The sequence below is a fragment of the Streptomyces sp. NPDC048484 genome, from assembly GCF_040651415.1.
Lineage (GTDB): Bacteria > Actinomycetota > Actinomycetes > Streptomycetales > Streptomycetaceae > Streptomyces.
In genome coordinates, this window is the sequence record NZ_JBEZJY010000002.1 from 195633 (window position 1) to 218525 (window position 22893).

At 71.6% G+C, this 22893-nt stretch carries 26 protein-coding genes; 5 read left to right on the forward strand and 21 right to left on the reverse strand.

The genetic code is table 11. The features are described from left to right. The first annotated feature begins 7 nt into the window (after window positions 1-7). The 4 genes from AB0D14_RS02680 (at window position 8) to AB0D14_RS02695 (ending at window position 4735) form a co-directional block, all read left to right on the forward strand. Window positions 8-1159, forward strand: coding sequence for an ADP-ribosylglycohydrolase family protein (locus AB0D14_RS02680; RefSeq protein ID WP_362773613.1), 1152 nt, complete (start codon window positions 8-10; stop codon window positions 1157-1159). Beyond that, the gene (locus tag AB0D14_RS02685) at window positions 1156-2661 is read left to right on the forward strand and encodes an ADP-ribosylglycohydrolase family protein (protein WP_362773616.1); all 1506 of its coding nucleotides are present in this window, start codon (window positions 1156-1158) and stop codon (window positions 2659-2661) included. Before AB0D14_RS02680 ends, AB0D14_RS02685 begins: the two co-directional genes overlap by 4 nt. Continuing rightward, the gene (locus AB0D14_RS02690) at window positions 2658-3872 is read left to right on the forward strand and encodes a CoA transferase (protein ID WP_362773619.1); all 1215 of its coding nucleotides are present in this window, start codon (window positions 2658-2660) and stop codon (window positions 3870-3872) included. The genes AB0D14_RS02685 and AB0D14_RS02690 overlap by 4 nt, the downstream gene beginning before the upstream one ends. Window positions 3873-3943: 71 nt before the next feature. After that, a complete protein-coding gene (locus AB0D14_RS02695; protein WP_362773922.1) occupies window positions 3944-4735 on the forward strand; it encodes an aldolase/citrate lyase family protein in 792 nt (263 codons plus the stop codon). A gap of 67 nt (window positions 4736-4802) precedes the next feature. On the opposite strand, the gene lgt is transcribed toward AB0D14_RS02695, so the two are convergent. The 11 genes from lgt to hisI all read right to left on the reverse strand — a co-directional run bounded on the left by lgt (window position 4803) and on the right by hisI (window position 14027). After that, window positions 4803-5855: a prolipoprotein diacylglyceryl transferase gene (gene lgt, locus AB0D14_RS02700; protein ID WP_362773622.1), complete on the reverse strand. Its 1053-nt coding sequence runs from the start codon at window positions 5853-5855 to the stop codon at window positions 4803-4805. 76 nt (window positions 5856-5931) lie between these two features. Beyond that, the gene (locus tag AB0D14_RS02705; RefSeq protein ID WP_362773624.1) at window positions 5932-6714 is read right to left on the reverse strand and encodes a thioredoxin domain-containing protein; all 783 of its coding nucleotides are present in this window, start codon (window positions 6712-6714) and stop codon (window positions 5932-5934) included. Window positions 6715-6812: 98 nt separating this feature from the next. After that, on the reverse strand, window positions 6813-7628 hold the full coding sequence (trpA, locus tag AB0D14_RS02710; RefSeq protein ID WP_362773627.1) for a tryptophan synthase subunit alpha: 816 nt from the start codon (window positions 7626-7628) through the stop codon (window positions 6813-6815). Then, a complete protein-coding gene (gene trpB, locus AB0D14_RS02715) occupies window positions 7625-8917 on the reverse strand; it encodes a tryptophan synthase subunit beta (protein ID WP_362773630.1) in 1293 nt (430 codons plus the stop codon). The genes trpA and trpB overlap by 4 nt, the downstream gene beginning before the upstream one ends. 233 nt (window positions 8918-9150) lie before the next feature. Beyond that, on the reverse strand, window positions 9151-9345 hold the full coding sequence (locus AB0D14_RS02720; RefSeq protein WP_362773925.1) for a hypothetical protein: 195 nt from the start codon (window positions 9343-9345) through the stop codon (window positions 9151-9153). A 101-nt stretch (window positions 9346-9446) separates the two neighbouring features. Continuing rightward, a complete protein-coding gene (gene trpC, locus AB0D14_RS02725; RefSeq protein ID WP_362773633.1) occupies window positions 9447-10256 on the reverse strand; it encodes an indole-3-glycerol phosphate synthase TrpC in 810 nt (269 codons plus the stop codon). Window positions 10257-10421: 165 nt separating this feature from the next. Beyond that, on the reverse strand, window positions 10422-10865 hold the full coding sequence (locus AB0D14_RS02730) for a DUF2752 domain-containing protein (RefSeq protein ID WP_362773635.1): 444 nt from the start codon (window positions 10863-10865) through the stop codon (window positions 10422-10424). 104 nt (window positions 10866-10969) lie between these two features. Continuing rightward, on the reverse strand, window positions 10970-11203 hold the full coding sequence (locus tag AB0D14_RS02735; protein WP_362773638.1) for an HGxxPAAW family protein: 234 nt from the start codon (window positions 11201-11203) through the stop codon (window positions 10970-10972). A 129-nt stretch (window positions 11204-11332) separates the two neighbouring features. Further along, window positions 11333-11974 carry a TIGR02234 family membrane protein gene (locus tag AB0D14_RS02740; RefSeq protein WP_362773641.1) on the reverse strand — a complete coding sequence of 214 codons (642 nt, stop codon included), beginning with the start codon at window positions 11972-11974 and terminating at the stop codon, window positions 11333-11335. Between the two features lie 131 nt (window positions 11975-12105). Then, window positions 12106-13602, reverse strand: a complete 1497-nt coding sequence (locus AB0D14_RS02745; protein WP_362773644.1) for an anthranilate synthase component I — start codon at window positions 13600-13602, stop codon at window positions 12106-12108. Between the two features lie 11 nt (window positions 13603-13613). Next, window positions 13614-14027, reverse strand: coding sequence for a phosphoribosyl-AMP cyclohydrolase (gene hisI, locus AB0D14_RS02750; protein WP_362773647.1), 414 nt, complete (start codon window positions 14025-14027; stop codon window positions 13614-13616). Window positions 14028-14209: 182 nt separating this feature from the next. On the opposite strand from hisI, the gene AB0D14_RS02755 reads away from it, so the two are divergent. Then, window positions 14210-14845 carry a TIGR03085 family metal-binding protein gene (locus AB0D14_RS02755; RefSeq protein ID WP_362773650.1) on the forward strand — a complete coding sequence of 212 codons (636 nt, stop codon included), beginning with the start codon at window positions 14210-14212 and terminating at the stop codon, window positions 14843-14845. A gap of 59 nt (window positions 14846-14904) precedes the next feature. On the opposite strand, the gene AB0D14_RS02760 is transcribed toward AB0D14_RS02755, so the two are convergent. The 10 genes from AB0D14_RS02760 to hisD all read right to left on the reverse strand — a co-directional run bounded on the left by AB0D14_RS02760 (window position 14905) and on the right by hisD (window position 22796). Continuing rightward, the gene (locus tag AB0D14_RS02760; RefSeq protein WP_362773928.1) at window positions 14905-16233 is read right to left on the reverse strand and encodes an MFS transporter; all 1329 of its coding nucleotides are present in this window, start codon (window positions 16231-16233) and stop codon (window positions 14905-14907) included. An 84-nt stretch (window positions 16234-16317) separates the two neighbouring features. After that, the gene (locus AB0D14_RS02765) at window positions 16318-16905 is read right to left on the reverse strand and encodes a helix-turn-helix domain-containing protein (protein WP_362773653.1); all 588 of its coding nucleotides are present in this window, start codon (window positions 16903-16905) and stop codon (window positions 16318-16320) included. Between the two features lie 100 nt (window positions 16906-17005). Further along, complete coding sequence (gene hisF / locus AB0D14_RS02770) at window positions 17006-17761, reverse strand: imidazole glycerol phosphate synthase subunit HisF (RefSeq protein ID WP_362773656.1); 756 nt, start codon at window positions 17759-17761, stop codon at window positions 17006-17008. After that, window positions 17758-18156: a RidA family protein gene (locus tag AB0D14_RS02775; RefSeq protein ID WP_362773659.1), complete on the reverse strand. Its 399-nt coding sequence runs from the start codon at window positions 18154-18156 to the stop codon at window positions 17758-17760. Before AB0D14_RS02775 ends, hisF begins: the two co-directional genes overlap by 4 nt. Next, entirely contained in the window at window positions 18153-18878 is a 726-nt protein-coding gene (priA, locus tag AB0D14_RS02780; protein WP_362773662.1) for a bifunctional 1-(5-phosphoribosyl)-5-((5-phosphoribosylamino)methylideneamino)imidazole-4-carboxamide isomerase/phosphoribosylanthranilate isomerase PriA, read from the reverse strand. The genes AB0D14_RS02775 and priA overlap by 4 nt, the downstream gene beginning before the upstream one ends. A 3-nt stretch (window positions 18879-18881) precedes the next feature. Next, window positions 18882-19547 carry an imidazole glycerol phosphate synthase subunit HisH gene (gene hisH, locus AB0D14_RS02785; protein WP_362773665.1) on the reverse strand — a complete coding sequence of 222 codons (666 nt, stop codon included), beginning with the start codon at window positions 19545-19547 and terminating at the stop codon, window positions 18882-18884. Next, window positions 19538-19702 carry a hypothetical protein gene (locus AB0D14_RS02790; RefSeq protein ID WP_362773668.1) on the reverse strand — a complete coding sequence of 55 codons (165 nt, stop codon included), beginning with the start codon at window positions 19700-19702 and terminating at the stop codon, window positions 19538-19540. Before AB0D14_RS02790 ends, hisH begins: the two co-directional genes overlap by 10 nt. Before the next feature lie 3 nt (window positions 19703-19705). Beyond that, the gene (gene hisB / locus AB0D14_RS02795) at window positions 19706-20299 is read right to left on the reverse strand and encodes an imidazoleglycerol-phosphate dehydratase HisB (protein WP_107017516.1); all 594 of its coding nucleotides are present in this window, start codon (window positions 20297-20299) and stop codon (window positions 19706-19708) included. Then, a complete protein-coding gene (locus tag AB0D14_RS02800) occupies window positions 20296-21477 on the reverse strand; it encodes a histidinol-phosphate transaminase (RefSeq protein WP_362773671.1) in 1182 nt (393 codons plus the stop codon). Before AB0D14_RS02800 ends, hisB begins: the two co-directional genes overlap by 4 nt. Further along, window positions 21474-22796 carry a histidinol dehydrogenase gene (gene hisD, locus AB0D14_RS02805; protein ID WP_362773674.1) on the reverse strand — a complete coding sequence of 441 codons (1323 nt, stop codon included), beginning with the start codon at window positions 22794-22796 and terminating at the stop codon, window positions 21474-21476. The genes AB0D14_RS02800 and hisD overlap by 4 nt, the downstream gene beginning before the upstream one ends. Window positions 22797-22893 lie beyond the last annotated feature (97 nt).

Sequence of the window (22893 nt, forward strand, 5' to 3'; positions counted from 1 at the left end):
TCCGGGCATGACGCCCAAAAACGAAGAAACGGGAACCCTCGACGAACGGATCACCGGAGCCCTCGTCGGAGCCGCCGTCGGCGACGCACTCGGCGGCCCCGTGGAGGGCTACTCCCCCGACCAGATCATCGAACGTCACGGCGGACGCGTTCATGGCGTCGTCGGCCCCTGGCACGGCGACGACTGGCGCACCGCACGCCCCCTCGCCCCCTTCCACAAAGGCGACGGACACGTCACCGACGACACCCTGATGACCCACGCGCTGGTACGGGTGTACGCGACGGTCCGCGACCATCTCGACGCGTACGCCGTCGCCGGGCACCTGGTGCCCGACCTGATGACGACGCCCCGCTGGATCCCGGAACTGGAGGCGGAAGCCCTCCCCCTCCAACGGATCTTCCTCGCCGAGAAGTGGCTGGTGGCCCGCATCCACTACGGTCACGTGGACCCCCGCGAGGCCGGCACCGGCAACATCGTCAACTGCGGTGCCGCGATGTACATGACCCCGGTCGGCCTGGTCAACGTGGCGAACCCGGCGGGCGCGTACGCCGAGGCCCTCGACATCGCGGGCGCCCACCAGTCGTCGTACGGGCGCGAGGCGGCGGGTGTCTTCGCGGCGGCCGTGGCGGCGGCCTGCGCCCCGGGCGCCACCCCGGACTCGGTGGTCGGGGCCTGCCTCGCCGTGGCGAAGGACGGCACGCGGGCCGCCATCGAGACGGTCTGCGACACGGCCACGCGGTACTCGGACTTCGAGTCGGCGCTGCGCCCCCTGCGCGAGGCGGTCGCCCCGTACGACACGGTCGGCCCCGACTACCGGAGCCCGTCCCTGGGCGCCCGGCGCCCCTCGCGCATCCACTCCATCGAGGAACTGCCGGTGGCCCTCGCCATGTTGCTGGTCGCCCGCGGCGACTACCGGCACACGGTGCTCGGGTCGGTGAACTACGGCCGTGACTGCGACTCCATCGCCACGATGTCCGGCGCCCTCGCGGGCGCCCTGGGTTCGCCGGTCCCGGCGGGCTGGGCCAAGACGGTCGCCGAGTCCAGCCGCCTGGACCTGCGGGCTCCCGCGAGGACGCTCACGGAGGTGACCCGTGAGATCTTCGCGCGCGACGTCACCCGCCGCCGCGCCCACGAGACGGCGTACGCGGAGCTGTCATGACCCCTCTGCGTCTGACCTGGGTCCAGCCGGAGGACCTGCTCGGCCACGAACTGCGCCAGGCGAGGCAGGACGGCCGCGAGCCGTCGGCCGTCGCGACCCGCTGGCGGACGGCCGGCGGCCCGGACGCCCCGCTTCGAGCGGGCGCGTCGCAGACCCCGGCCTCCCCCTATCTGCGCGCCCTGGCCCAGGACCTCCTGGACGAACTGGCGGATCTGCCGAGCGGGTTGGCGGACAAGGAACCGACGGACCTGTCCGGGATCCGGGCTCTGTGTCCCGACTGGCCCGCGCGGGGCGGCCCCGGCGGCCGACCCACGACACCGGCCGCCGTCCTCCGCCGCCGCCTGGAGGCCGCCTGGCTGGGCAGGGCAGCGGGCTGTCTCCTGGGCAAGCCGGTGGAGAAACTCCCCCTCGACGGCATCCGCCGACTCGCCCGGGCCACCGGCAACTGGCCCCTCACCACCTGGTTCACGGAGCAGGGCCTGCCGCCCGGACTCAAGGCCGAGTTCCCCTGGAACCGCCGCTCCGCCCTCACCTCCCTCGCCGAGAACATCGACGGCATGCCGGAGGACGACGACCTCAACTACCCCCTGCTGAACCTTCTGCTGATGCAGCGCCACGGCCGGCACTTCACCACCACGGACGTGGCCCGTCTCTGGCTGGACGAACTCCCCGCAGGCCGTACGTTCACCGCGGAACGCGTCGCGTACCGCAACCTGCTCGACGGAGTCGAACCCCCGCACACGGCCCGTCACCGCAACCCGTTCCGCGAATGGATCGGCGCGCTGATCCGCGCGGACGTCCACGGCTGGACCAACCCCGGCTGCCCCGCGACCGCCGCGGAACAGGTACACCGGGACGCCACCCTCACCCACACCGCCAACGGCGTCTACGCGGCGATGTTCACGGCGGCCGTCATCGCCGAGGCGGCCACCGGCACCGGCGACATCCACACCTGTCTCCGTACGGGTCTCGCCGTCGTACCCCCCGGCTCCCGCCTCGCCGGGGCCGTCCGCCATGCCGTTCAACTGGCCGCCGAAGAGCGTGACTTCGACCGGGTCGTGGACGAACTGCACGCCACCCACTCCTCGTACCACTGGGTGCACGCCATCCCCAACACCGCCCTGCTCGCCGCCGCCCTCACCCACGCGGACGGCGACTTCACGGCCTCCATCTGCCGTGCCGTGTCGGGCGGCTGGGACACCGACTCGAACGGCGCGACGGCCGGCTCGATCGCGGGCCTGCTCGCGGGCCGCCCGGAGGCGCTCCCGTCCCGCTGGACGACCCCCCTGAAGAACCGCCTGGCCACCTCGGTCGGCGACTTCGACGGAACCGGCTTCGACACCCTCGCCCACCTGACAGCCCAGCTGAACGCCCGACCGACCGTCCAACTGAACGCCCGACCGACCGTCCGGCTTACCGTCCGACCGGCTGACCGACCGGACATCTGGCCGGACACCGCGCGGGCGGCCCGCCCCAGCCACTCGGAGGCCCCGCACCCATGACCCCCACCACCGCTGCCGCGACCGCCCCGGCCCCCCTCGACGGCCTCCGCGTCCTCGACCTCGCGACCCTCTTCGCCGGCCCTCTCGCCGCGACGATGCTCGGCGACTTCGGCGCGGAGGTCGTCAAGGTCGAGCACCCCCGCAGACCGGACCCGTCCCGCGGCCACGGCCCGTCGAAGGACGGCATCGGCCTCTGGTGGAAACTCCTCGGCCGCAACAAACGCACCATGACCCTGGACCTCTCCACGTTCGGCGGACGCGGCACCCTGCTGCGCCTCGCCGCCTCCGCCGACGTGATCATCGAGAACTTCCGGCCGGGCACCCTGGAGAAGTGGGACCTCGGCTGGGAGGAGCTCTCGGCCGCGAACCCCCGCCTGGTGCTCGCCCGGGTCACCGGCTTCGGCCAGTTCGGGCCGTACTCGCGCCGCCCCGGCTTCGGCACACTCGCCGAGGCGATGAGCGGGTTCGCCGCCATCACCGGTGAACGGGACGCCCCACCGACCCTGCCGCCCTTCGGCCTCGCCGACTCCATCGCGGGCCTGGCCACGGCGTACGCGGTGATGACGGCTCTGGCGGCCCGCGACCGCACGGGCCGCGGGCAGGTCGTGGACATGGCGATCATCGAGCCGATCCTCACGGTCCTCGGCCCGCAGCCGCTCTGGTACGACCAGTTGGGCCATGTCCAGCCCCGCACCGGGAACCGCTCCCAGAACAACGCGCCGCGCAACACCTACCGCACCGCCGACGGCACCTGGGTCGCCGTCTCGACGTCGGCCCAGTCGGTCGCCGAACGCGTGATGCGGTTGGTCGGCCGACCCGAGCTGATCACCGAACCGTGGTTCGCCACGGGCGCGGACCGGGCCCGCCACACCGATGTCCTCGACGAGGCGGTCGGCACCTGGATCGCCCGTCACAGCCGCGCCGACGTCATCGACGCCTTCGAGAAGGCGGAGGCCGCGGTGGCTCCCGTCCAGGACGTACGCGATGTCATGGAGGATCCGCAGTACGCGGCCCTCGACTCGATCACCACCGTCGACGATCCCGAACTGGGCCCGCTGCGTATGCAGAACGTCCTGTTCCGCCTCACCGACACCCCCGGCGGGATCCGCTGGGCCGGCCGCCCGCACGGCGCCGACACGGACGCGGTCCTGGGCGAACTCGGCCTGACGGACGACGAGATCGCCAAACTCCGGGCGGAGGGCGCCCTGTGACCACGGGAGCCACGGGAGTTACGGCAGCCACCGCGACCACCGCGGCCACCAGAGCCGTCCCGCTCACCTGGCTGTATGTTCCCGGCGATCGCCCCGAGGTGATGGCGAAGGCCCTGGCTGCCCGCGCCGACGTGGTCGTCGTCGACCTGGAGGACGCGGTCGCCCCCGACCGCAAGGAGTACGCCCGCGCCGCCACCGCGGACCTCCTCTCCGAGCCGCCCCCGGTCCCGGTCCACGTCCGCGTCAACGCCCTCGACAGCCCGGAGTCCACGGCCGATCTGCACATCCTCGCCGCGCTCCCGGCCCTCGCGGGCCTGCGGCTGCCGAAGGTCTCGTCCCCCGCCCAGGTTCGCCGCACGGCGGAAAGCGCTCCGCACCTCCCCCTGTACGCCCTGCTGGAATCGGCCCTGGCCGTCGAGCACGCCTACGCCATCGCCACGGCCCATCCCGCCCTGCTCGGCATCGCGCTCGGCGAGGCCGACCTCCGCGCCGACCTCGGAGTACGCGACGACGCGGGCCTCGACTGGCCGCGCTCCCGAGTGGTCCTGGCCGCCCGGGCGGCGGGCCTCGCCCCACCGCCCCAGTCCGTCCACCCCGATGTACGCGACCTCGCCGGACTGGCCGCGTCCTGCGCCCACGGCCGTGCCCTGGGCTTCTTCGGCCGCGCGGCCATCCACCCCCGTCAGCTTCCCGTGATCGAGGCCGCCTACCTCCCGACCCCGGAGGAGATCGAAACGGCCGAGTCGGTCATCGAGGCGGCAGCCGCCCACTCCGGCGCTCAGGCCCTCCCCGACGGCCGCTTCATCGACACGGCGGTGGTGGCAGGGGCCCACCGCACACTGGCGCTGGCCCGCCGCGGTTAGGGGGGCGGGTACGTGGAAGGGGGCGCCCCAAGAGCTTGGGGCGCCCCCTTCCACGTACCCGCGAAGATCAGGACTTCTTGGCCGACTCGGCCTCTGACTTCTCGTCCTCTGACTTCTTGTCCCCGGACTTCCTGCTCACGGGCTTCTTGTCCTCGGACTTCTTGTCCCCGGACTTCTTGTCCCCGGACTTCTCAGCCTTCTCGTCTCCGGACTTCTTGTCCTCGGGCTTCTTGTCCAGCGCCACCGCGGCGCCGTCCTCATCGATATCCCCGTCGGCGTTCCCGTCGGTGTCCTCGTCAGGGGCGCCCGGCTCGACGACCTCTTCGCGGCCCGGCCTGCGGCGGACCGACAGCACGATGTAGAGCACGGCGAAGACGAAGACCACGATCGAGGTCCAGCCGTTCAGACGCAGGCCCAGGAAGTGGTGGGCCTCGTCGACACGCATGTACTCGATCCAGAAGCGGCCTACGCAGTACGCCGCGACATACAGCGCGAAGGCGCGCCCGTGCCCGAGCTTGAAGCGGCGGTCGGCCCAGATCACGAGGGCCGCGACACCGATGCACCACAGCGACTCGTACAGGAACGTCGGGTGGTAGTAGCCGGGCTCGCGGCCGTCCGTCACGGACGTGATGTGCAGCGCCCAGGGCAGGTCCGTCTCGCGGCCGTACAGCTCCTGGTTGAACCAGTTGCCCCAGCGGCCGCAGGCCTGCGCGAGGGCGATGCCGGGGGCGAGGGCGTCGGCCCACGCCGGGAGCGGGATGCCACGTCGGCGGCAGCCGATCCAGGCGCCCACCCCGCCGAGCGCGATGGCCCCCCAGATACCGAGGCCGCCCTCCCAGATCTTGAAGGCGTCGACCCAGTCCTGACCCTCGCTGAAGTACAGCTGGTAGTCGGTGATGACGTGGTACAGCCGCCCGCCGACGAGGCCGAACGGCACGGCCCACACGGCGATGTCCGCCACGGTGCCTGGTCGGCCCCCGCGCGCGATCCACCGCTTGTTGCCGAGCCAGACGGCTACGAAGACGCCGATGATGATGCAGAACGCGTAGCCGCGCAGCGGAATGACGCCGAATAGTTCGTATACTCCGCGCGACGGGCTGGGGATGTAGGCAATTTCCATGGCGGAGTCGACGCTACCCTGCCGGACGGCACGTACGGCAACCCGCCCTGGCTACGGGTCCATAACAAGACCGGGTTCACGCCTTGTCGGCCTGCCGCACCATCTGCTTCAGCTTGGCCGGGGTCATCGTCCGGTCCTGGTAGATGTTCTTCCCGTTCAGCAGGACCGTCGGCGTGCCGGTGAAGCCGCCGCTCTGGAAGGCCTTCTGGGACTTCGCGACCCAGCTGTTGTGCGTGCCGTCGTCGACGCACTTCCTGAAGGTGTCGGTGGTGAGCCCGTCGACCCTGCCGGCCAGCTCGATCAGCTTGCTGTTCTTCGCGTACGAGTCGTCCGTCTCGGCGGGCTGGTTCTCGAACAGGACGTCGTGGTACGCGGGGAACTTCCCGGCGTCCTGGGCGCATGCCGCGGCGTTGGCGGCGTGCAGGGAGCCGCTGCCTCCCATGTTCCCGTCGATCAGGGTCGCGAGGTGGTACTCGACCTTCAGCTGTCCGGCGTCCGTCAGCTCATGGATCGTCGAGCGGTAGCCGTCCTCGAAGCTCTTGCAGGCCGGGCAGCGGAAGTCTTCCCATACGGTGAGGGTCGATCCGGTGCTCTCCTTGCCGACCGGGAGGGCGAGGCTGTCGTCGCCCTTGGCCCCCGAGGGGGTCGTCAGCGGACCCGCGGTATCCGCTTTGTCCTTTTCGTCGTTGCCGGAGTTGGCGGCCAGCACGCCGATCACTCCGGCCAGGGCCAGCACGCAGACGACTGCTCCGCCCACGACCAGCACCCGGCGGCGCTTCTCCGCCGTCCTCTGCTTGTCTCGCTCTTCCGCCAGCCGCTCGCGGGCGGTGCGCTTTCCGTCACGGTTCTTCTCGCTCACATCCCGCAGAACGAACCGGGGAGGCGCACCGCGCCTCCCCGGCCCCAGGTCCACCCGTTCGAGTGAGCGAACCGGTCACTGCATCAGCGAACCGGCCACTACGCCGTGGTGCGCACGCCGATCGCGAGGTCCGCGGCGAGAGCGCGCACCGCGTCGAGGCCCGCGGCCTCGTCGGGGGCGTCCAGCATCAGCTTCACGAAGGCCGAGCCGACGATGACGCCGTCGGCGAAGCCGGCGACCTCGCGTGCCTGCACGGCGTTCGAGACGCCGAGGCCGACACAGACCGGGAGGTCGGTGGTGGCCTTGGTGCGCCGGACGAGGTCCTGCGCCTGGTTGCCCACGGACTCGCGGGTGCCGGTGACACCCATCAGCGAGGCCGCGTACACGAAACCGGAACCCGCCGCGGTGATGTCGGCGAGCCGGGCGTCCTTGCTGCTGGGCGCGACGACGAAGACGGTCGCGAGGCCGTGCTTCCCGGCGTGTTCCCTCCACAGCGCCGACTCCTGGACTGGGAGGTCGGGCAGGATGCACCCGGCCCCGCCCGCCTCGGCCAGCTCCGCGGTGAAGCGCTCGACGCCGTAGCGGTCGATCGGGTTCCAGTACGTCATCACGAGCACGGGCTTGCCGGTCGCCTCGTACGCCTCGCGGACCGTCCGCATCACGTCCGCGATCCTGACGCCGCCGCGCAGGGCGATGTCGTCGGCGGTCTGGATGACCGGCCCGTCGAGGACGGGGTCGCTGTGCGGCAGCCCCACCTCGACGACGTCCGCGCCGCCCTCGAAGACGGCCTTGACGGCCGCGATCCCGCCGTCGACGGTCGGGAAGCCGGCCGGGAGGTACGCGATGAGGGCGGACCGCCCCTGCGCCTTCGCCCCGGCGAGAGTGTCGTTCAGCAGTCCGACGTTGCCGCTCACTTGGCGTCCCCTTCGATCTCGGCGTGGTCGCTGTCGGCGTCCGCCTCGACGACGGCGTCCGCCTCGGTGTCGTACAGACCGAAGTAGCGGGCGGCCGTGTCCATGTCCTTGTCCCCGCGGCCGGAGAGGTTGACGACGATCAGCCCGTCCGGGCCGAGCTCCTTGCCGACCTCCAGGGCTCCGGCGAGCGCGTGGGCGCTCTCGATCGCCGGGATGATGCCCTCGGTGCGGGAGAGCAGGAGCAGGGCCTGCATGGCCGCGTCGTCGGTGACGGCCCGGTACTCGCCGCGGCCGCTGTCCTTGAGGTAGGCGTGCTCGGGGCCGATGCCCGGGTAGTCCAGGCCGGCCGAGATCGAGTACGGCTCGGTGATCTGGCCCTCGTCGTCCTGGAGGACGTACGACCTGGAGCCGTGCAGGATGCCGGGCTCGCCGGCCGTCAGCGTGGCCGCGTGCTCGCCGGTCTCGATGCCGTGCCCGGCGGGCTCGCAGCCGATGAGGCGGACGTCCGCGTCCGGGATGAAGGCGTGGAAGAGGCCGATGGCGTTGGAGCCGCCGCCCACGCAGGCGACGGCGGCGTCGGGGAGGCGGCCGGCGCGCTCCAGGATCTGCCGCCGGGCCTCGACGCCGATGACGCGGTGGAAGTCGCGGACCATCGCCGGGAAGGGGTGCGGGCCCGCGACCGTGCCGAACAGGTAGTGGGTGCGGTCGACGTTGGCGACCCAGTCGCGGAACGCCTCGTTGATGGCGTCCTTCAGGGTGCGGCTGCCGGACTTCACGGCGATGACCTCGGCGCCGAGCATGCGCATCCGGGCCACGTTCAGAGCCTGGCGCTGGGTGTCGATCTCGCCCATGTAGATGGTGCATTCGAGGCCGAACAGCGCGCAGGCGGTGGCGGTGGCGACGCCGTGCTGGCCCGCGCCGGTCTCGGCGATGACGCGGGTCTTGCCCATGCGCCTGGTGAGCAGGGCCTGACCGAGCACGTTGTTGATCTTGTGGGACCCGGTGTGGTTGAGGTCCTCCCTCTTCAGGAACACCCGGGCGCCACCGGCGTGTTCGGCGAAGCGCGGGACCTCGGTGAGGGAGCTGGGCCGGCCGGTGTAGTGGACGAGCAGGTCGTCCAGTTCCCGGGCGAACCCGGGGTCGGACTTGGCCTTGTCGTACTCGACGGCGACCTCGTCCACGGCGGCGACCAGCGCCTCCGGGATGAACTTGCCGCCGAACGCGCCGAAGTACCCCTCGGCATTCGGAACGTGACCCTCCGGGTCAGGAATGAAGAACTCGCTGGACATACGGCTACCTCGCAGGGGCGTCGGCCCCGGGGATGGTCGGAATGGGGTCACGGTTGCGTGTCACCTTCGACGGGCGGTCGGTCTCGTCCCGCCGCCCGCACAGCATCGCTGTCGCGACGGCGAACACGCCGAACGGCGCGGACCGGCGGTGCCGAACCGGCCCGGACCCACTCATGGCCGGGCGACGACAACCCACTCGGTGTTCACGAGAAGCGGCGTTCACGAGAAGCGGCTCAGTTCACCGCGGGTGACTCGCGCCGGCGCCATCGCATGCCGTTCACCTGGCCGGGCTCGTCCCCGATGACGTACCGCACCCTGCGCCCGTGTACGCGCCGGGCGGGCGCGCGGCAGCCTCGCGGACGGCAGCCACGGGCGAGGCGGGCGTAAGGGCCGCGGGCCACCGAAGGCAGCGCGGCGGCGGACCGCACACCCGCCGGACCACCGTCGGGGCGGGAGCCCGGACGGATGGTCTCGGCCGGTGCCGCGGCCTGTCGCGGCACTGGGGAACGGTCGGCGTGCATCCGGGGTGTCAGCCCCGTCCGTGCCGCAGCGCGGGGTGCGCGCCGGCCGCGACCAGGTCCGAGACGGCGGTCTTCGGGTCCCGGCCGGTCACCAGGGACTCACCGACCAGTACGGCGTCGGCGCCCGCGTTGGCGTACGCGATGAGGTCGTGCGGGCCACGGACACCGGACTCCGCGATCTTCACGATGTGGGCGGGAATCTCGGGTGCGATGCGCTCGAAGGTGCCGCGGTCGACCTTGAGGTCCTTGAGGTTGCGCGCGTTGACGCCGATGACCTTCGCCCCGGCTTCCACCGCCCGGTCGACCTCGTCCTCGTCGTGCACCTCGACGATCGGCGTGAGTCCGATGGACTCGGCCCGCTCGATGAGGGACTCCAGGGCGGGCTGGTCGAGGGCGGCCACGATGAGCAGCGCGAGGTCGGCGCCGTACGCCCGGGCCTCCCACAGCTGGTACGACGTGACGATGAAGTCCTTGCGCAGCACCGGGATGTCGACCCGGGCCCGCACGGTCTCCAGGTCGGCCAGCGATCCGCCGAAGCGGCGCTGCTCGGTGAGTACGGAGATGACGGCCGCACCGCCCGCCTCGTAGTCCGCGGCGAGGGCGGCGGGGTCGGCGATCGCGGCGAGGGCGCCCTTGGACGGGCTGGAGCGCTTGACCTCGCAGATGACCTTGACGCCGTCGCCGCGCAGGGCCGCGACGCCGTCCTTGGCAGGCCGGGCCTTCGCGGCGCGCTCCTTGAGCTCGTCGAGGCTGACGCGCGCCTGCCGCTCCGCGAGGTCGGCACGGACTCCGTCGATGATCTCGTCGAGCACACTCACGCGAGCGGCCCCCTTCCTGACGGTGAACGGCTGAAGCAGTTCTGCGGTTGACCGGGATCCGTCGCATCGGATGAAACCGGTGGTCACTGCGATGATATCCGGAGGAAGGCTCAGGCCTCACATCCGGTTGACGCCGGTCCCACTACCTGGACTTTCCCCTGTTGATCAAGGGTGGAGCCAGCCACCGAACGGCAGGTTCCGGACAACGGTGAAGACCAGCAGCAGCGCGCCCGTCGTCCACAGCAGGGGCGGCCCGGGATCGACGCGCACCGGCCGCCCCCGGACCGAGCGGACCACCCAGACGGTCCACACCACGGCGAAGACCAGATAGCCGAGCACGGCGACCGCGTTGGCCCCGAGGGCCGTTCCCAGGTCACCGTGCACGACGGCGTACGCGCTGCGCAGCCCGCCGCAGCCCGGGCAGTACACGCCTGTGTACCGGAGCAGCGGGCAGGCGGGGTAGTGCCCTGGTTCATTGGGGTCGACGCTTCCCACGTACGCGAAGGCGCCGACGACGGCCGCGAGGATCCCGCCGGGTACGACGAGCCGTCGTGACAGGGACCCGGGAGCGGGCGTCACCCTCTGAGATTCGGCGTTCACCCGTCGCATTCTGCCGTGCCGCGGTGAATGCCGCACACGGCTGGAGGCGCGCCCGGCGCGCGAAGAGCCGGACCCGCCTCCGGTGAAGCCGTGGTGCCGTGGTGCCGTTCGGGTCAGCTCTCGGCCGACGCCGCCTGGTGGGCCGGGTTCGTGCGCTTCGCCTGGCCGAGGCCCGCCGCGCTCATGACCATACCGACCACGCCACCGAGGGCGACGATGACCAGGCCGGCCCAGAAGCCCAGCGGGCTGGCCATGACCATGAAGGCACCGGAGACGCAGAAACCGATGACGGCGATGATGACACCGGTCCAGGCGGCCGGGGTGTGACCGTGGCTGCTGCCCGCCATGACTTGCTCCTCGTTGCTGTGTGTAAGTACGTGCTGTGTGTGGCTGAGTCGGACGCTCGCCGCCCATTGTCCCGCACCCGCGGACCTGCCGAGAGCCGGGGGTGGCCCCATCAGGGGCGCGCGGAACGCCTACGCGCCGGTGGGGTCCTCGCCCCGGTCCAGAGCCTTCCAGATCTCCTCCGGGCGGTCCGGGTCCACCGGGGCCCGGGTCCTGCGCGGGCGTGGCGTGCCGTCACGCTCGTACCGCCCCGACATGGTCGGCCAGAGCCGGCCGTAGCGCAGGGCGAGGAGGCCCGCGACGAGGAGCAGCAGACCGCCCACGGCGGCCACGTACGGCCAGGCGGTGTGGGTCATGGTGTCTACGGTCGCGGACGTGTCACCGGTGGCCTGGGCGGCCTTCTCGTCGAGCGCGGAGCTGTCGGAGAGACCGAGGAGCGCCGAGGCGATGGTGCCCGCGCCGGAGAGCGCGAGGAGCCCGGCGACCAGGAAGCGGCCGGCGCGGCGGACGGCGAACACGGCGACGAGTGAGGCGAGTCCCACTATCGCCAGGGAGGCGGGGACGCCCGTGACGTCGTTGCCCACGGCGCTCAGCGGGAAGTCGCCACCGGCGACGGTCGCGGTGCCGTCCGACCAGCCACGCCGGGTGGCGAGCAGCACGACGGCCGCGCCGAGCGCGCCGGACAGCAGGGCGACGGCGAGGCTTCGGCGGCCGGACCGGGCGGGTCCGGGGGCTTCGGATCGGGGGTGCGGTACAGCAGTCACGTACCCCACTATCGCCTGAACTCCGGGCGAACCGTCACCCGGGTACACGTGAGCCGCGTCGCACTGGGCCCGTATGTCCGGTTCGCAGCCTCCGAATCGGCGCGCGCCCCGCTGTCCCGGCCGGTCCCGGCCGGTTGGCACTATCCCAGCCGGTTGGCCGTGTGGACCGCGCGCAGGACCGCCGCCGCCTTGTTGCGGCACTCGGTGTCCTCGGCGACGGGGTCCGAGTCGGCGACGACTCCGGCGCCGGCCTGCACGTACGCCGTGCCGTCCCGGAGCAGGGCCGTCCGGATCGCGATGGCGGTGTCCGAGTCGCCCGCGAAGTCGAGGTAGCCGACGCAGCCGCCGTACAGGCCGCGCCGTGAGGGCTCCAGTTCGTCGATGATCTGCATCGCGCGGGGCTTGGGGGCGCCGGAGAGGGTGCCCGCGGGGAAACAGGCGGTCAGTACGTCGAAGGCCGTACGCCCCTCGGCGACGTTGCCGGTGACCGTCGACACGATGTGCATGACGTGCGAGTAGCGCTCGATGGACATGAAGTCGACGACCTCCACGGAGCCGGGTGCGCAGACCCGCCCCAGGTCGTTGCGCCCCAGGTCGACGAGCATCAGGTGCTCGGCGCGCTCCTTGGGGTCGGCGAGCAGCTCGTCGGCGAGGGCCTGGTCCTCCTGGACGGTGGCGCCACGCGGCCGGGTGCCCGCGATGGGGTGGACCATCGCCTGCCCGTCCTCGACCTTGACCAGGGCCTCCGGGGAGGATCCCACGACGTCGAAGTCGTCGAAGCGGAAGAGGTACATGTACGGGGAGGGGTTGGTCGCCCGCAGGACCCTGTACACGTCCAGGGCGCTCGCCGTGCAGGGCGTCTCGAAGCGCTGGGAGGGGACGACCTGGAAGGCCTCGCCGGCCCGGATGCGCTCCTTGATGTCCTCGACGGCGACCTGGTAGTCGGGGCCGCCCCACAGCGCGGTGTACTCCGGGAGTTCGGACGGAGGGAGCGCCGCCGGTGGCTGCGAGACGGGCCGCGAGAGGTCCGCCTCCATGGCGTCGAGGCGGGCCACGGCGTCGTTGTAGGCCTCGTCGACGCCCGTGTCGAGGTCGTTGTGGTTGATCGCGTTGGCGATCAGGAGGACCGAGCCGTCCCAGTGGTCCATGACCGCGAGGTCGCTGGTGAGCAGCATGGTCAGTTCGGGCAGTTTCAGGTCGTCGCGCTCGCCGGGGCCGATCTTCTCCAGGCGGCGCACGACGTCGTAGCCGAGGTAGCCGACCATGCCGCCCGTGAACGGGGGAAGTGCCTGGTCATGGGCGAGGTCGTGCGGGGTGTGGAGGGTCTCGATGGTGGCGCGCAGGGCCGCGAGGGGGTCGCCGTCGGCGGGGACTCCGACGGGCGGGGTGCCCAGCCAGTGCGCCTGGCCGTCGCGCTCGGTGAGGGTGGCGGCCGAGCGGACGCCCACGAAGGAGTAGCGGGACCAGGTGATGGAGGTACGGCCGTTCTCCGCGGACTCCAGGAGGAAGGTGCCGGGGCGCTCGGCGGCGAGCTTGCGGTAGAGCGCGACGGGCGTGTCGCCGTCCGCGAGGAGCTTGCGGCTGACGGGGATGACACGCCGGTCGGTGGCCAGCTTGCGGAAGGTCTCGAGGTCCATGGCGGCTGACCTTACTGATCCACGGCCGGTACGCCGGAATCGGCGTCCCCGGCCTTTTCCGTGACCAGCACGTCGGCGTCGAAGCAGGTGCGGTCGCCGGTGTGGCAGGCGGCACCGACCTGGTCGACCTTGACCAGCACGGTGTCGGCGTCGCAGTCGAGGGCGACGGACCTGACCCACTGGAAGTGGCCGGAGGTGTCGCCCTTGACCCAGTACTCCTGGCGGCTGCGCGACCAGTAGGTGCACCGGCCGGTCGTCAGGGTGCGGTGCAGCGCCTCGTCGTCCATCCAGCCCAGCATCAGCACCTCACCGGTGTCGTACTGCTGGGCGATGGCGGGTACGAGCCCGTCGGCGCTGCGCCTGAGGCGTGCGGCGATCTCGGGATCCAGGCCGCTGGGCCTGCTGGGCGTGGGCGTGCTGGTCATGCCGACCATTGTGCCGCGCCGGTCGCCCGTACCCGGACGGCGTCCACTGGATGAGAGCGTCGTCCACGGCCGTACGTAGTTCTTTGCCGTACGTAGTTCTTTTCGGCTCCGGAACGTCTTGACGCGAGATCCGTGGCCCGCAGAAGTGGGCGGACCGCGGAGACGGTCGTAGGCTGGCAGACATGTCGACCCATGCCAAGCGTGAACGACTTCTCCTCGCCGATCTGTTGGAGGCCGAGGGACCGGACGCCCCCACTCTGTGCGAGGGCTGGAACACCCGTGAACTCGCCGCCCACGTCGTGGTGCGCGAGCGCCGCCCGGACGCCGCCGGCGGTCTCCTGATCAAGCAGCTCGCGCCGCGTCTGGAGCGGGTGATCGCGGAGTTCGCCGCGAAGCCGTACGAGGAGCTGATCCAGCTGATCCGTACGGGACCGCCGCGCTTCTCGCCGTTCTCCCTCAAGCAGATCGACGAGGCGGCGAACGCGACCGAGTTCTACGTCCACACCGAGGACGTCCGCCGTGCCCGGCCCGACTGGGTTCCGCGCGTACTCGACTCGGTCTTCCAGGACGCCCTGTGGTCCCGTCTCGAACGGTCGGCCCGTCTGATGGGCCGCGGCGCGCCGACCGGCCTGGTCCTGCGCCGCCCGGACGGCCAGACGGCCGTCGCGCACCGGGGCACCCCCGTGGTGACGGTCACCGGCGAGCCCGCCGAGCTGGTCCTCTTCGCCCATGGCCGCCAGAACGCGGCCGATGTGGAGATGGACGGCGACAAGGACGCGATCGCCAGGCTCCAGGAGGCGAAGCAGCTCGGGCTGTAGACCGGCCACGAGAACCCGCGCCCCTGAGCCCTTGAGTGCGCGGGTGGCCTCCCGGTCCCCTACCGGGGAAGTTCCGCGCGCCGCAACGGCCGGGAGCACAGGCCGAGTATCCCGCCGAGAGCGCACACACCCGCACTGGCGGCGAAGACGGGCCCGGTCCCCCACAGCGCGATCGCCGCCCCGGTCACCGGGAAGGTGAGGGGGGCGAGCCCGAGGCTGAAGAGGCTCGACACGGAGGTGACCCGGCCGATGTAGGCGGGATCCGACTCGGTCTGCAGCAGCGCCCCGCACAACGCCCCGCTCAGCCCGGCGAGCAGCCCGACGGCCAGCGCCACGCCGACGGCGGCGGCGACCGTCGGCACGTACGCGAGCGCCCCGATCGCACCGGCCCCGACCGCGATCGCCACGGACAGCGCCAGCCCCGCCCGTGGCACCCGCCCCCGCACGGTCAGCAGCAGGGACATCGTCCCCGCGCCGGCCCCGAAGCCGGCCAGCACCCAGCCCATCCCCGGGGCACCCCAGCCGCGCTCGTCCGCGAGCAGGGTCAGTCCGACGTTCAGCGGTCCCACGAAGCCCAGGTCGGTCAGCGCGATGACCACGATGAGACGGGCGAGGACAGGGTTTCGCCGGATGTGGTGCAACCCGTCCCGCAGTTCCCGCGCCGCCGTCGGCCGACCCGGCAGCTCCTGTCCGGCGGGCAGTTCCGGTCCGGCGGGCGGCCCGTGCCCCGTGGCCTCTCCCCCGGCGGCGGGCCACTCTTGCGGCGACGGCCGCGGTCCCATCCGTACGGCCGTCAGCAGCGGCAGCGAGATCGTGAACAGCAGTGCCGCCGCGCCGAAGGCGGCCGCCGCACCGCCGAGGGCCACGCCGAGGCCTCCGAGCGGGGCGCCCACGACGTTGGCGAGACGGCCCGCCATTCCGCGCATGCCCTGCACACGGGCGAGCTGACCGCGGGCGGTGAGCCGGGCCGGCAACGCCCCCAGCGCCGGCATGAGCACGGCGTCGACCACACCGAAGACCAGGGCGAGCAGCCCGAGCAGCCACAGGCCGGGGCTGCTCACCAGCAGCAGGAGGGCGACGGCGACCACCGCCGCGCACCGCACACCGTTGCTGGCGATCAGGACGCGACGCGGACCGAAACGGTCGGCGATCACTCCCCCTCCCAGCATGAGCAGGGCACGCGGCGCCGCGCTCAGGGCCATCACCAGGCCGGCCTGCGAGGGGGTACCGGACTGCACGGCGGCCCAGGACAGCGCCACGTAGTAGACGTTGTCGCCCATCGCCGAGGAGGCGTACGCGCCGAGCCAGCGCAGGACGTTCGGGTCACGGTGGGCGGGGCGTTCCCCGGCCGGCGGTGCGGGTTCGGAGATCGCGGGGGTGACGGTCACGTCGATGGCCTCTCCGGAGCGCGGGGCAGGGCACCTGGACTCGGTCACGCGGACACGGGCCCGCGAACCCTCAAAGGCGGAATCTCAAGGGCGGAACGGGAATCCGTACACGTGCAGCGCCACGTTCTCGCGCCCCTCGGTGGCGCCGGCCGCCTCCGCGGCACGCCCCTTCTCGTCGTACTTCTTGGCGAGGGCGAGCAGCTCCGCGCTGAGCTCGGCCAGTTCTCCGGCGGTCAGCCGCAGCAGCGACTCGTTGTCGGGCGCGGCGGAGTTCCACTCGGCGCCCCAGGTGAGGCGCTCGTCGAGGTGGCGGCGGTACATGTCGGTCCGCTGCTGGTGGAAGAGCCTGGTGGCGGCCAGGTGCGCGGCCGCCCTCTCCGGTGCGTCCCGGAAGTCCTTGTCCCTGATGCTCACCCCCTGCGAGGAGGGTTGCCACCAGCGCTCACGGGCGTCCCCGCTCTGCGGCTCGGCCGCCTCGATCAGCCCGTGCTCGGCGAGCTTGCGCAGGTGGTAGCTGACCAGTGAGACCGCTTCGTCGACCTGCTCGGCGAGGTGGGAAGCGGTGGCGGTGCGGGCCACGCACAGGCCCCGGTACAGCTGCATCCGCAGCGGGTGGGCCAGGGCTTTGAGGGTGCCCAGGTCCGTGATCGGGAGGTTCTCCGTGCCGCTCATGACAACACCGTAGATACGAAGGAAAAGTTGCGCAATAAAAACTGCACAACTTGTTCTCCTCGGCGGTACAGCGTCTCAGCGGGACGGCGTCATCGGGACGTCACCGCACAGGGTGTCCCGCCTCGCGCAGTGACTGCTTCACCTGGCCGATCCGCAGGTCGCCGAAGTGGAAGACGGAGGCGGCGAGCACGGCGTCCGCGCCTGCGGTGACGGCCGGTGCGAAGTCGGCCAGCCGGCCCGCGCCGCCGGAGGCGATGACCGGCACCGTGACGTGCTTCCGTACGGCCCGGATCATCTCCAGGTCGTAGCCGTCCTTGGTGCCGTCGGCGTCCATCGAGTTGAGCAGGATCTCGCCCGCGCCCAGTTCCGCGGCCCGGTGCGCCCACTCGACGGCGTCGATGCCGGTGCCCTTGCGGCCGCCGTGGGTGGTCACCTCGAAGGAGCCGTCGGAGGTACGGCGCGCGTCCACCGACAGGACCAGTACCTGCCGTCCGAACCGCTCCGCGATCTCCCGGATGAGGACGGGGCGGGCGATGGCGGCGGTGTTCACGCCGACCTTGTCCGCGCCGGCCCGCAGCAGCTTGTCGACGTCCTCCGCGGTGCGCACGCCCCCGCCCACCGTGAGCGGGATGAACACCTGCTCGGCGGTGCGGCGCACCACGTCGTAGGTGGTCTCGCGGTTACCGGAGGACGCGGTGATGTCCAGGAACGTCAGCTCGTCGGCGCCCTCGGCGTCGTACACCTTGGCCATCTCGACGGGGTCGCCCGCATCGCGCAGGTTCTGGAAGTTGACGCCCTTGACGACCCGGCCGTTGTCGACGTCCAGGCAGGGGATGACTCGTACGGCCAGCGTCATGACTCGGGCGCCTCTCGGTACGCCTCCACCTCGACCTCGACCACCAGACCGGGGTCCACGAAACCGGAGACGATGATCATCGATGCCGCGGGGCGGACCGACTCGAACAGTTCCTTGTGGGCGCGCCCGATGTCCTCCACGTCCCTGGAGTGCGTGACGTACATGCGCGTACGGACGACGTGCTCGCGGCCGAGGCCCAGCTGCTTCAGGGCCGCCAGCGCGACGTTGAACGAGTTGACCGCCTGCTCGTACGGGTCGCCCCCGGCGATCTGGCCGTCCACCACGGAGGTGCAGCCGGAGACCAGCACCAGGCCGTTCGGCAGCTCCACCGCGCGGGAGCAGCCGAAGGCCTCCTCCCAGGGCGCGCCGGTCGTGACGCGTCGTACGGCGCTCATTCGGCCACCGCCGCCAGCGCCTCTTCCAAGGTGAACGCCTTGGCGTACAGAGCCTTTCCGACGATCGAGCCCTCGACGCCGAGGGGCACGAGCGCGGCGATGGCACGGAGGTCGTCCAGCGAGGACACGCCTCCGGAGGCGATCACGGGTCGGTCGGTGGCCGCGCAGACGTTCTTCAGGAGCTCCAGGTTCGGGCCCTGGAGTGTGCCGTCCTTGGCGATGTCCGTGACGACGTACCGCGCGCAGCCCTCCTTGTCGAGGCGCTCCAGCGTCTCGTAGAGGTCGCCGCCGTCACGGGTCCAGCCGCGGCCGCGCAGGGTGGTGCCGCGTACGTCGAGGCCGACCGCGATCTTGTCGCCGTGCTCGGCGATGACCTTGGCGACCCATTCGGGGGTCTCCAGGGCGGCGGTGCCGAGGTTCACCCGGGTGCAGCCGGTGGCGAGGGCCGCGTCGAGCGTGTCGTCGTCGCGGATGCCGCCGGACAGCTCCACCTTGATGTCCATGGCGCCGGCGACCTCGGCGATCAGCGCGCGGTTGTCGCCCGTGCCGAACGCGGCGTCCAAGTCCACCAGGTGCAGCCACTCGGCGCCCGACCGCTGCCAGGCAAGGGCCGCGTCCAGGGGAGAACCGTACGAGGTCTCCGTACCGGACTCACCGTGCACGAGCCGGACGGCCTGGCCGTCACGGACGTCGACGGCTGGGAGGAGTTCGAGCTTGGCCATGGTCTACAGGGTTCCGATCCAGTTGGTGAGCAGCTGCGCTCCGGCGTCGCCGGACTTCTCGGGGTGGAACTGGGTGGCCCACAGAGCGCCGTTCTCGACGGCCGCCACGAAGGGCTTGCCGTGCGTGGACCAGGTGACGAGCGGTGAGCGCATCGCCGGGTTCACGGTCTCCAGGGACCAGTCGTGGACGGCGTACGAGTGGACGAAGTAGAAGCGCGCGTCCGCGTCGAGGCCGGCGAAGAGCTGGGTGCCGGCCGGTGTCTCGACGGTGTTCCAGCCCATGTGGGGCACGATGTCAGCCTGGAGCGGCTCGACCGATCCCGGCCACTCGTCGAGGCCCTCGGTCTCGACGCCGTGCTCGATGCCGCGCTCGAAGAGGATCTGCATACCGACGCAGATGCCCATGACCGGGCGGCCGCCGGCGAGACGGCGGCCGACGATCCAGTCGCCGCGCGCCTCCTTCAGCCCCCGCATACAGGCGGCGAAGGCGCCGACGCCCGGCACCAGCAGCCCGTCCGCGTTCATGGCTTTGTCGAAGTCCCGCGTTATCTCGACCTCGGCTCCCGCGCGCGCGAGTGCGCGTTCGGCGGACCTGACGTTCCCGAAGCCGTAGTCGAAGACGACCACTCGCTTCGAAGGGGTTCGCTTCGAAGAGGTACTCAATTCCACACCTCCAGCCGGACGACACCGGCCACGAGACACATCCCCGCGGCGATGGACAGCAGCACGATGAGGTTCTTGGGCATCTGCTGCTTGACGAAGGAGTAGATGCCGCCGAGCAGGAAGAGCCCGACGACGATCAGGATGGTGGAGAGACCGCTCATGGCTTACAGCGCGCCCTTCGTGGAGGGAAGGATGCCCGCCGCGCGCGGGTCGCGTTCGGAGGCGTACCGCAGGGCCCTGGCGAGCGCCTTGAACTGGCACTCCACGATGTGGTGCGCGTTGCGTCCGTAGGGCACGTGCACGTGCAGGGCGATCTGCGCCTGTGCGACGAAGGACTCCAGGATGTGCCGGGTCATCGTCGTGTCGTACTCGCCGATCATCGGCGCCATCTTCTCGGGCTCGGTGTGCACGAGGTAGGGGCGGCCGGACAGGTCGACGGTCACCTGGGCGAGCGACTCGTCCAGCGGGACGGTGCAGTTGCCGAAGCGGTAGATGCCCACCTTGTCGCCGAGTGCCTGCTTGAAGGCGCCGCCCAGCGCGAGGGCGGTGTCCTCGATGGTGTGGTGCGAGTCGATGTGCAGGTCGCCCTCGGTCTTCACGGTCAGGTCGAACAGACCGTGCCGGCCGAGCTGGTCGAGCATGTGGTCGTAGAAGCCGACGCCTGTCGACACATCGACCTTTCCGCTGCCGTCGAGATCGATCTCGACGACGACGGAGGTCTCCTTGGTGATCCGTTCGACACGGCCTACGCGGCTCATGCGCTCTGCTCCTTCGGGGGTGCGGGGGTGGCCCCCGCGGATTTCGGCAACTCACGGACCGCGTCGAGGAACGCGTCGTTCTCGGCCGGGGTGCCGGCGGAGACCCGCAGCCAGCCCGGTACGCCGTTGTCCCGGACCAGGACGCCCCGGTCGAGGATCTGCTGCCAGGCTTCGTGCGAGCCGTTCTCGCCGTCGAACCGCCCGAACTGGACGAAGTTGGCGTCGGACTCGGTCACGTCGAAGCCGAGCCTGCGCAGTTCGGCGACCAGCCGGTCCCGTTCGATCTTCAGCTGCTCGACGTAGCCCAGCAGTGTGTCGGTGTGCTCCAGGGCGGCCAGCGCGGTCGCCTGGGTGACGGCCGACAGGTGGTACGGCAGCCGTACGAGCTGGACGGCGCCCACGACCGCCGGGTGGGCGGCGAGGTAGCCGAGGCGCAGCCCGGCCGCGCCGAACGCCTTCGACATGGTGCGCGAGACGACGAGATTCGGCCGTCCTTCGAGCAGTGGCAGCAACGAGTCGCCGTGACTGAACTCGACGTACGCCTCGTCGACGACGACCATCGCCCCGCCGGTCGCGGCCCTGGCCGCCTGCGCAGCCTCGTACAGCGCGAGGACGGTCTCGGGCGGAACCGCGTTGCCCGTGGGGTTGTTGGGGGTCGTGATGAACACGACGTCGGGCCTGTTCTCGGCGATCGCCTCGACGGACGCCGTGAGGTCGATCGTGAAGTCCTCGTTGCGGGGGCCGGAGATCCATCCCGTCCCGGTGCCGCGGGAGATCAGGGCGTGCATCGAGTACGACGGTTCGAAGCCGATCGCCGTGCGACCGGGCCCGCCGAAGGTCTGCAGAAGCTGCTGGATGACCTCGTTCGAGCCGTTGGCCGCCCAGATGTTGTCGACGCCGACCACGTGCTTGCCGGTCTTCGTCAGATACGCGGCCAGTTCGGTGCGCAGCTCCACCGCGTCCCGGTCGGGGTAGCGGTTGAGGCCGCGGGCGGCCTCGCGCACCCGCTCGGTGATCCGCTCGACGAGCGGCTCGGGCAGCGGGTACGGGTTCTCGTTGGTGTTCAGCCGTACGGGGACGTCCAGTTGGGGCGCGCCGTACGGGGACTTGCCGCGCAGCTCGTCGCGGATGGGGAGAGCCTCCCAGGGGGACTCCGAGGGGTTGCGGAAAGTACTCACTTGCCGGGCACCTTCCAGCCGAACCGGGCCTTGACCGCGGCGCCGTGGGCCGGCAGGTCCTCCGCCTCCGCCAGCGTCACCACGTGGTGGGCGACCTCGGCCAGCGCCTCGCGCGTGTAGTCGACGATGTGGATGCCGCGCAGGAAGGACTGGACCGACAGGCCCGAGGAGTGGCAGGCGCAGCCGCCGGTCGGCAGGACGTGGTTGGAGCCGGCCGCGTAGTCGCCGAGCGAGACGGGCGCCCAGGGGCCGACGAAGACCGCGCCGGCGTTCCTGACCCGGTCGGCGACCGCGAGCGCGTCGGCGGTCTGGATCTCCAGGTGCTCGGCGCCGTACGCGTTGACGACCCGCAGGCCCTCCTCGACGCCGTCGACGAGCACGATCGCGGACTGCCTGCCCTTCAGCGCCGGGACGATCCGGTCCTCGACGTGCTTGGTGGCGGCGACCTGCGGCTCCAGCTCCTTGGCGACCGCGTCGGCCAGCGCGACCGAGTCGGTGACGAGGACGGCGGCGGCGAGCGGGTCGTGCTCGGCCTGGCTGATCAGGTCGGAGGCGACGTGCACCGGGTCGGCGGTGTCGTCGGCGAGGATCGCGATCTCGGTCGGACCGGCCTCGGCGTCGATGCCGATCCGGCCCGCGAAGTAGCGCTTGGCGGCGGCGACCCAGATGTTGCCGGGTCCGGTGACCATGTCGGCGGACGCGCAGGACTCGGTGCCGTACGCGAACATCGCCACGGCGGTCGCGCCGCCGGCCGCGTAGACCTCGTCGATCCCGAGCAGCGCGCAGGCGGCCAGGATCGTCGGGTGCGGCAGCCCTCCGAAGTCGGACTGGGCGGGCGAGGCGAGCGCGATCGACTCGACGCCGGCCTCCTGAGCCGGGACCACGTTCATGATCACGGACGAGGGGTAGACGGACCGGCCGCCGGGCGCGTACAGGCCGACGCGGTCGACGGGCACCCACTTCTCGGTGACCGAGCCGCCGGGGGCCACCTGGGTGGTGTGCGTGGTGCGGCGCTGCTCGCGGTGGACGGTGCGGGCGCGGCGGATCGACTCCTCCAGGGCCGCGCGGACGGCCGGGTCGAGCTGGTCGAGCGCGTCGGTGAGGGCCCGCGCGGGAACCCGTACGGACTCCAGGCGTACGCCGTCGAACCGCTCCGCGTAGTCGATCAGCGCCGCGTCGCCCCGATGATGCACGGCCTCGCAGATCGGACGCACCTTCTCCAGGGCGGCCGAGACGTCGAAGTCGGCTCGGGGCAGCAGGTCGCGCAGGGCGGAGCCCTCAGGGAGGGCGTCGCCGCGCAGATCGATTCGAGAGATCACATGGCCAATTCTCTCAGACGGCGCTCCGGCGTCGGACGCCTGTATCAATCGCTGATACGAGCGCTGATACGAGCCGTGGTGCACCGGCCGGCGTGTG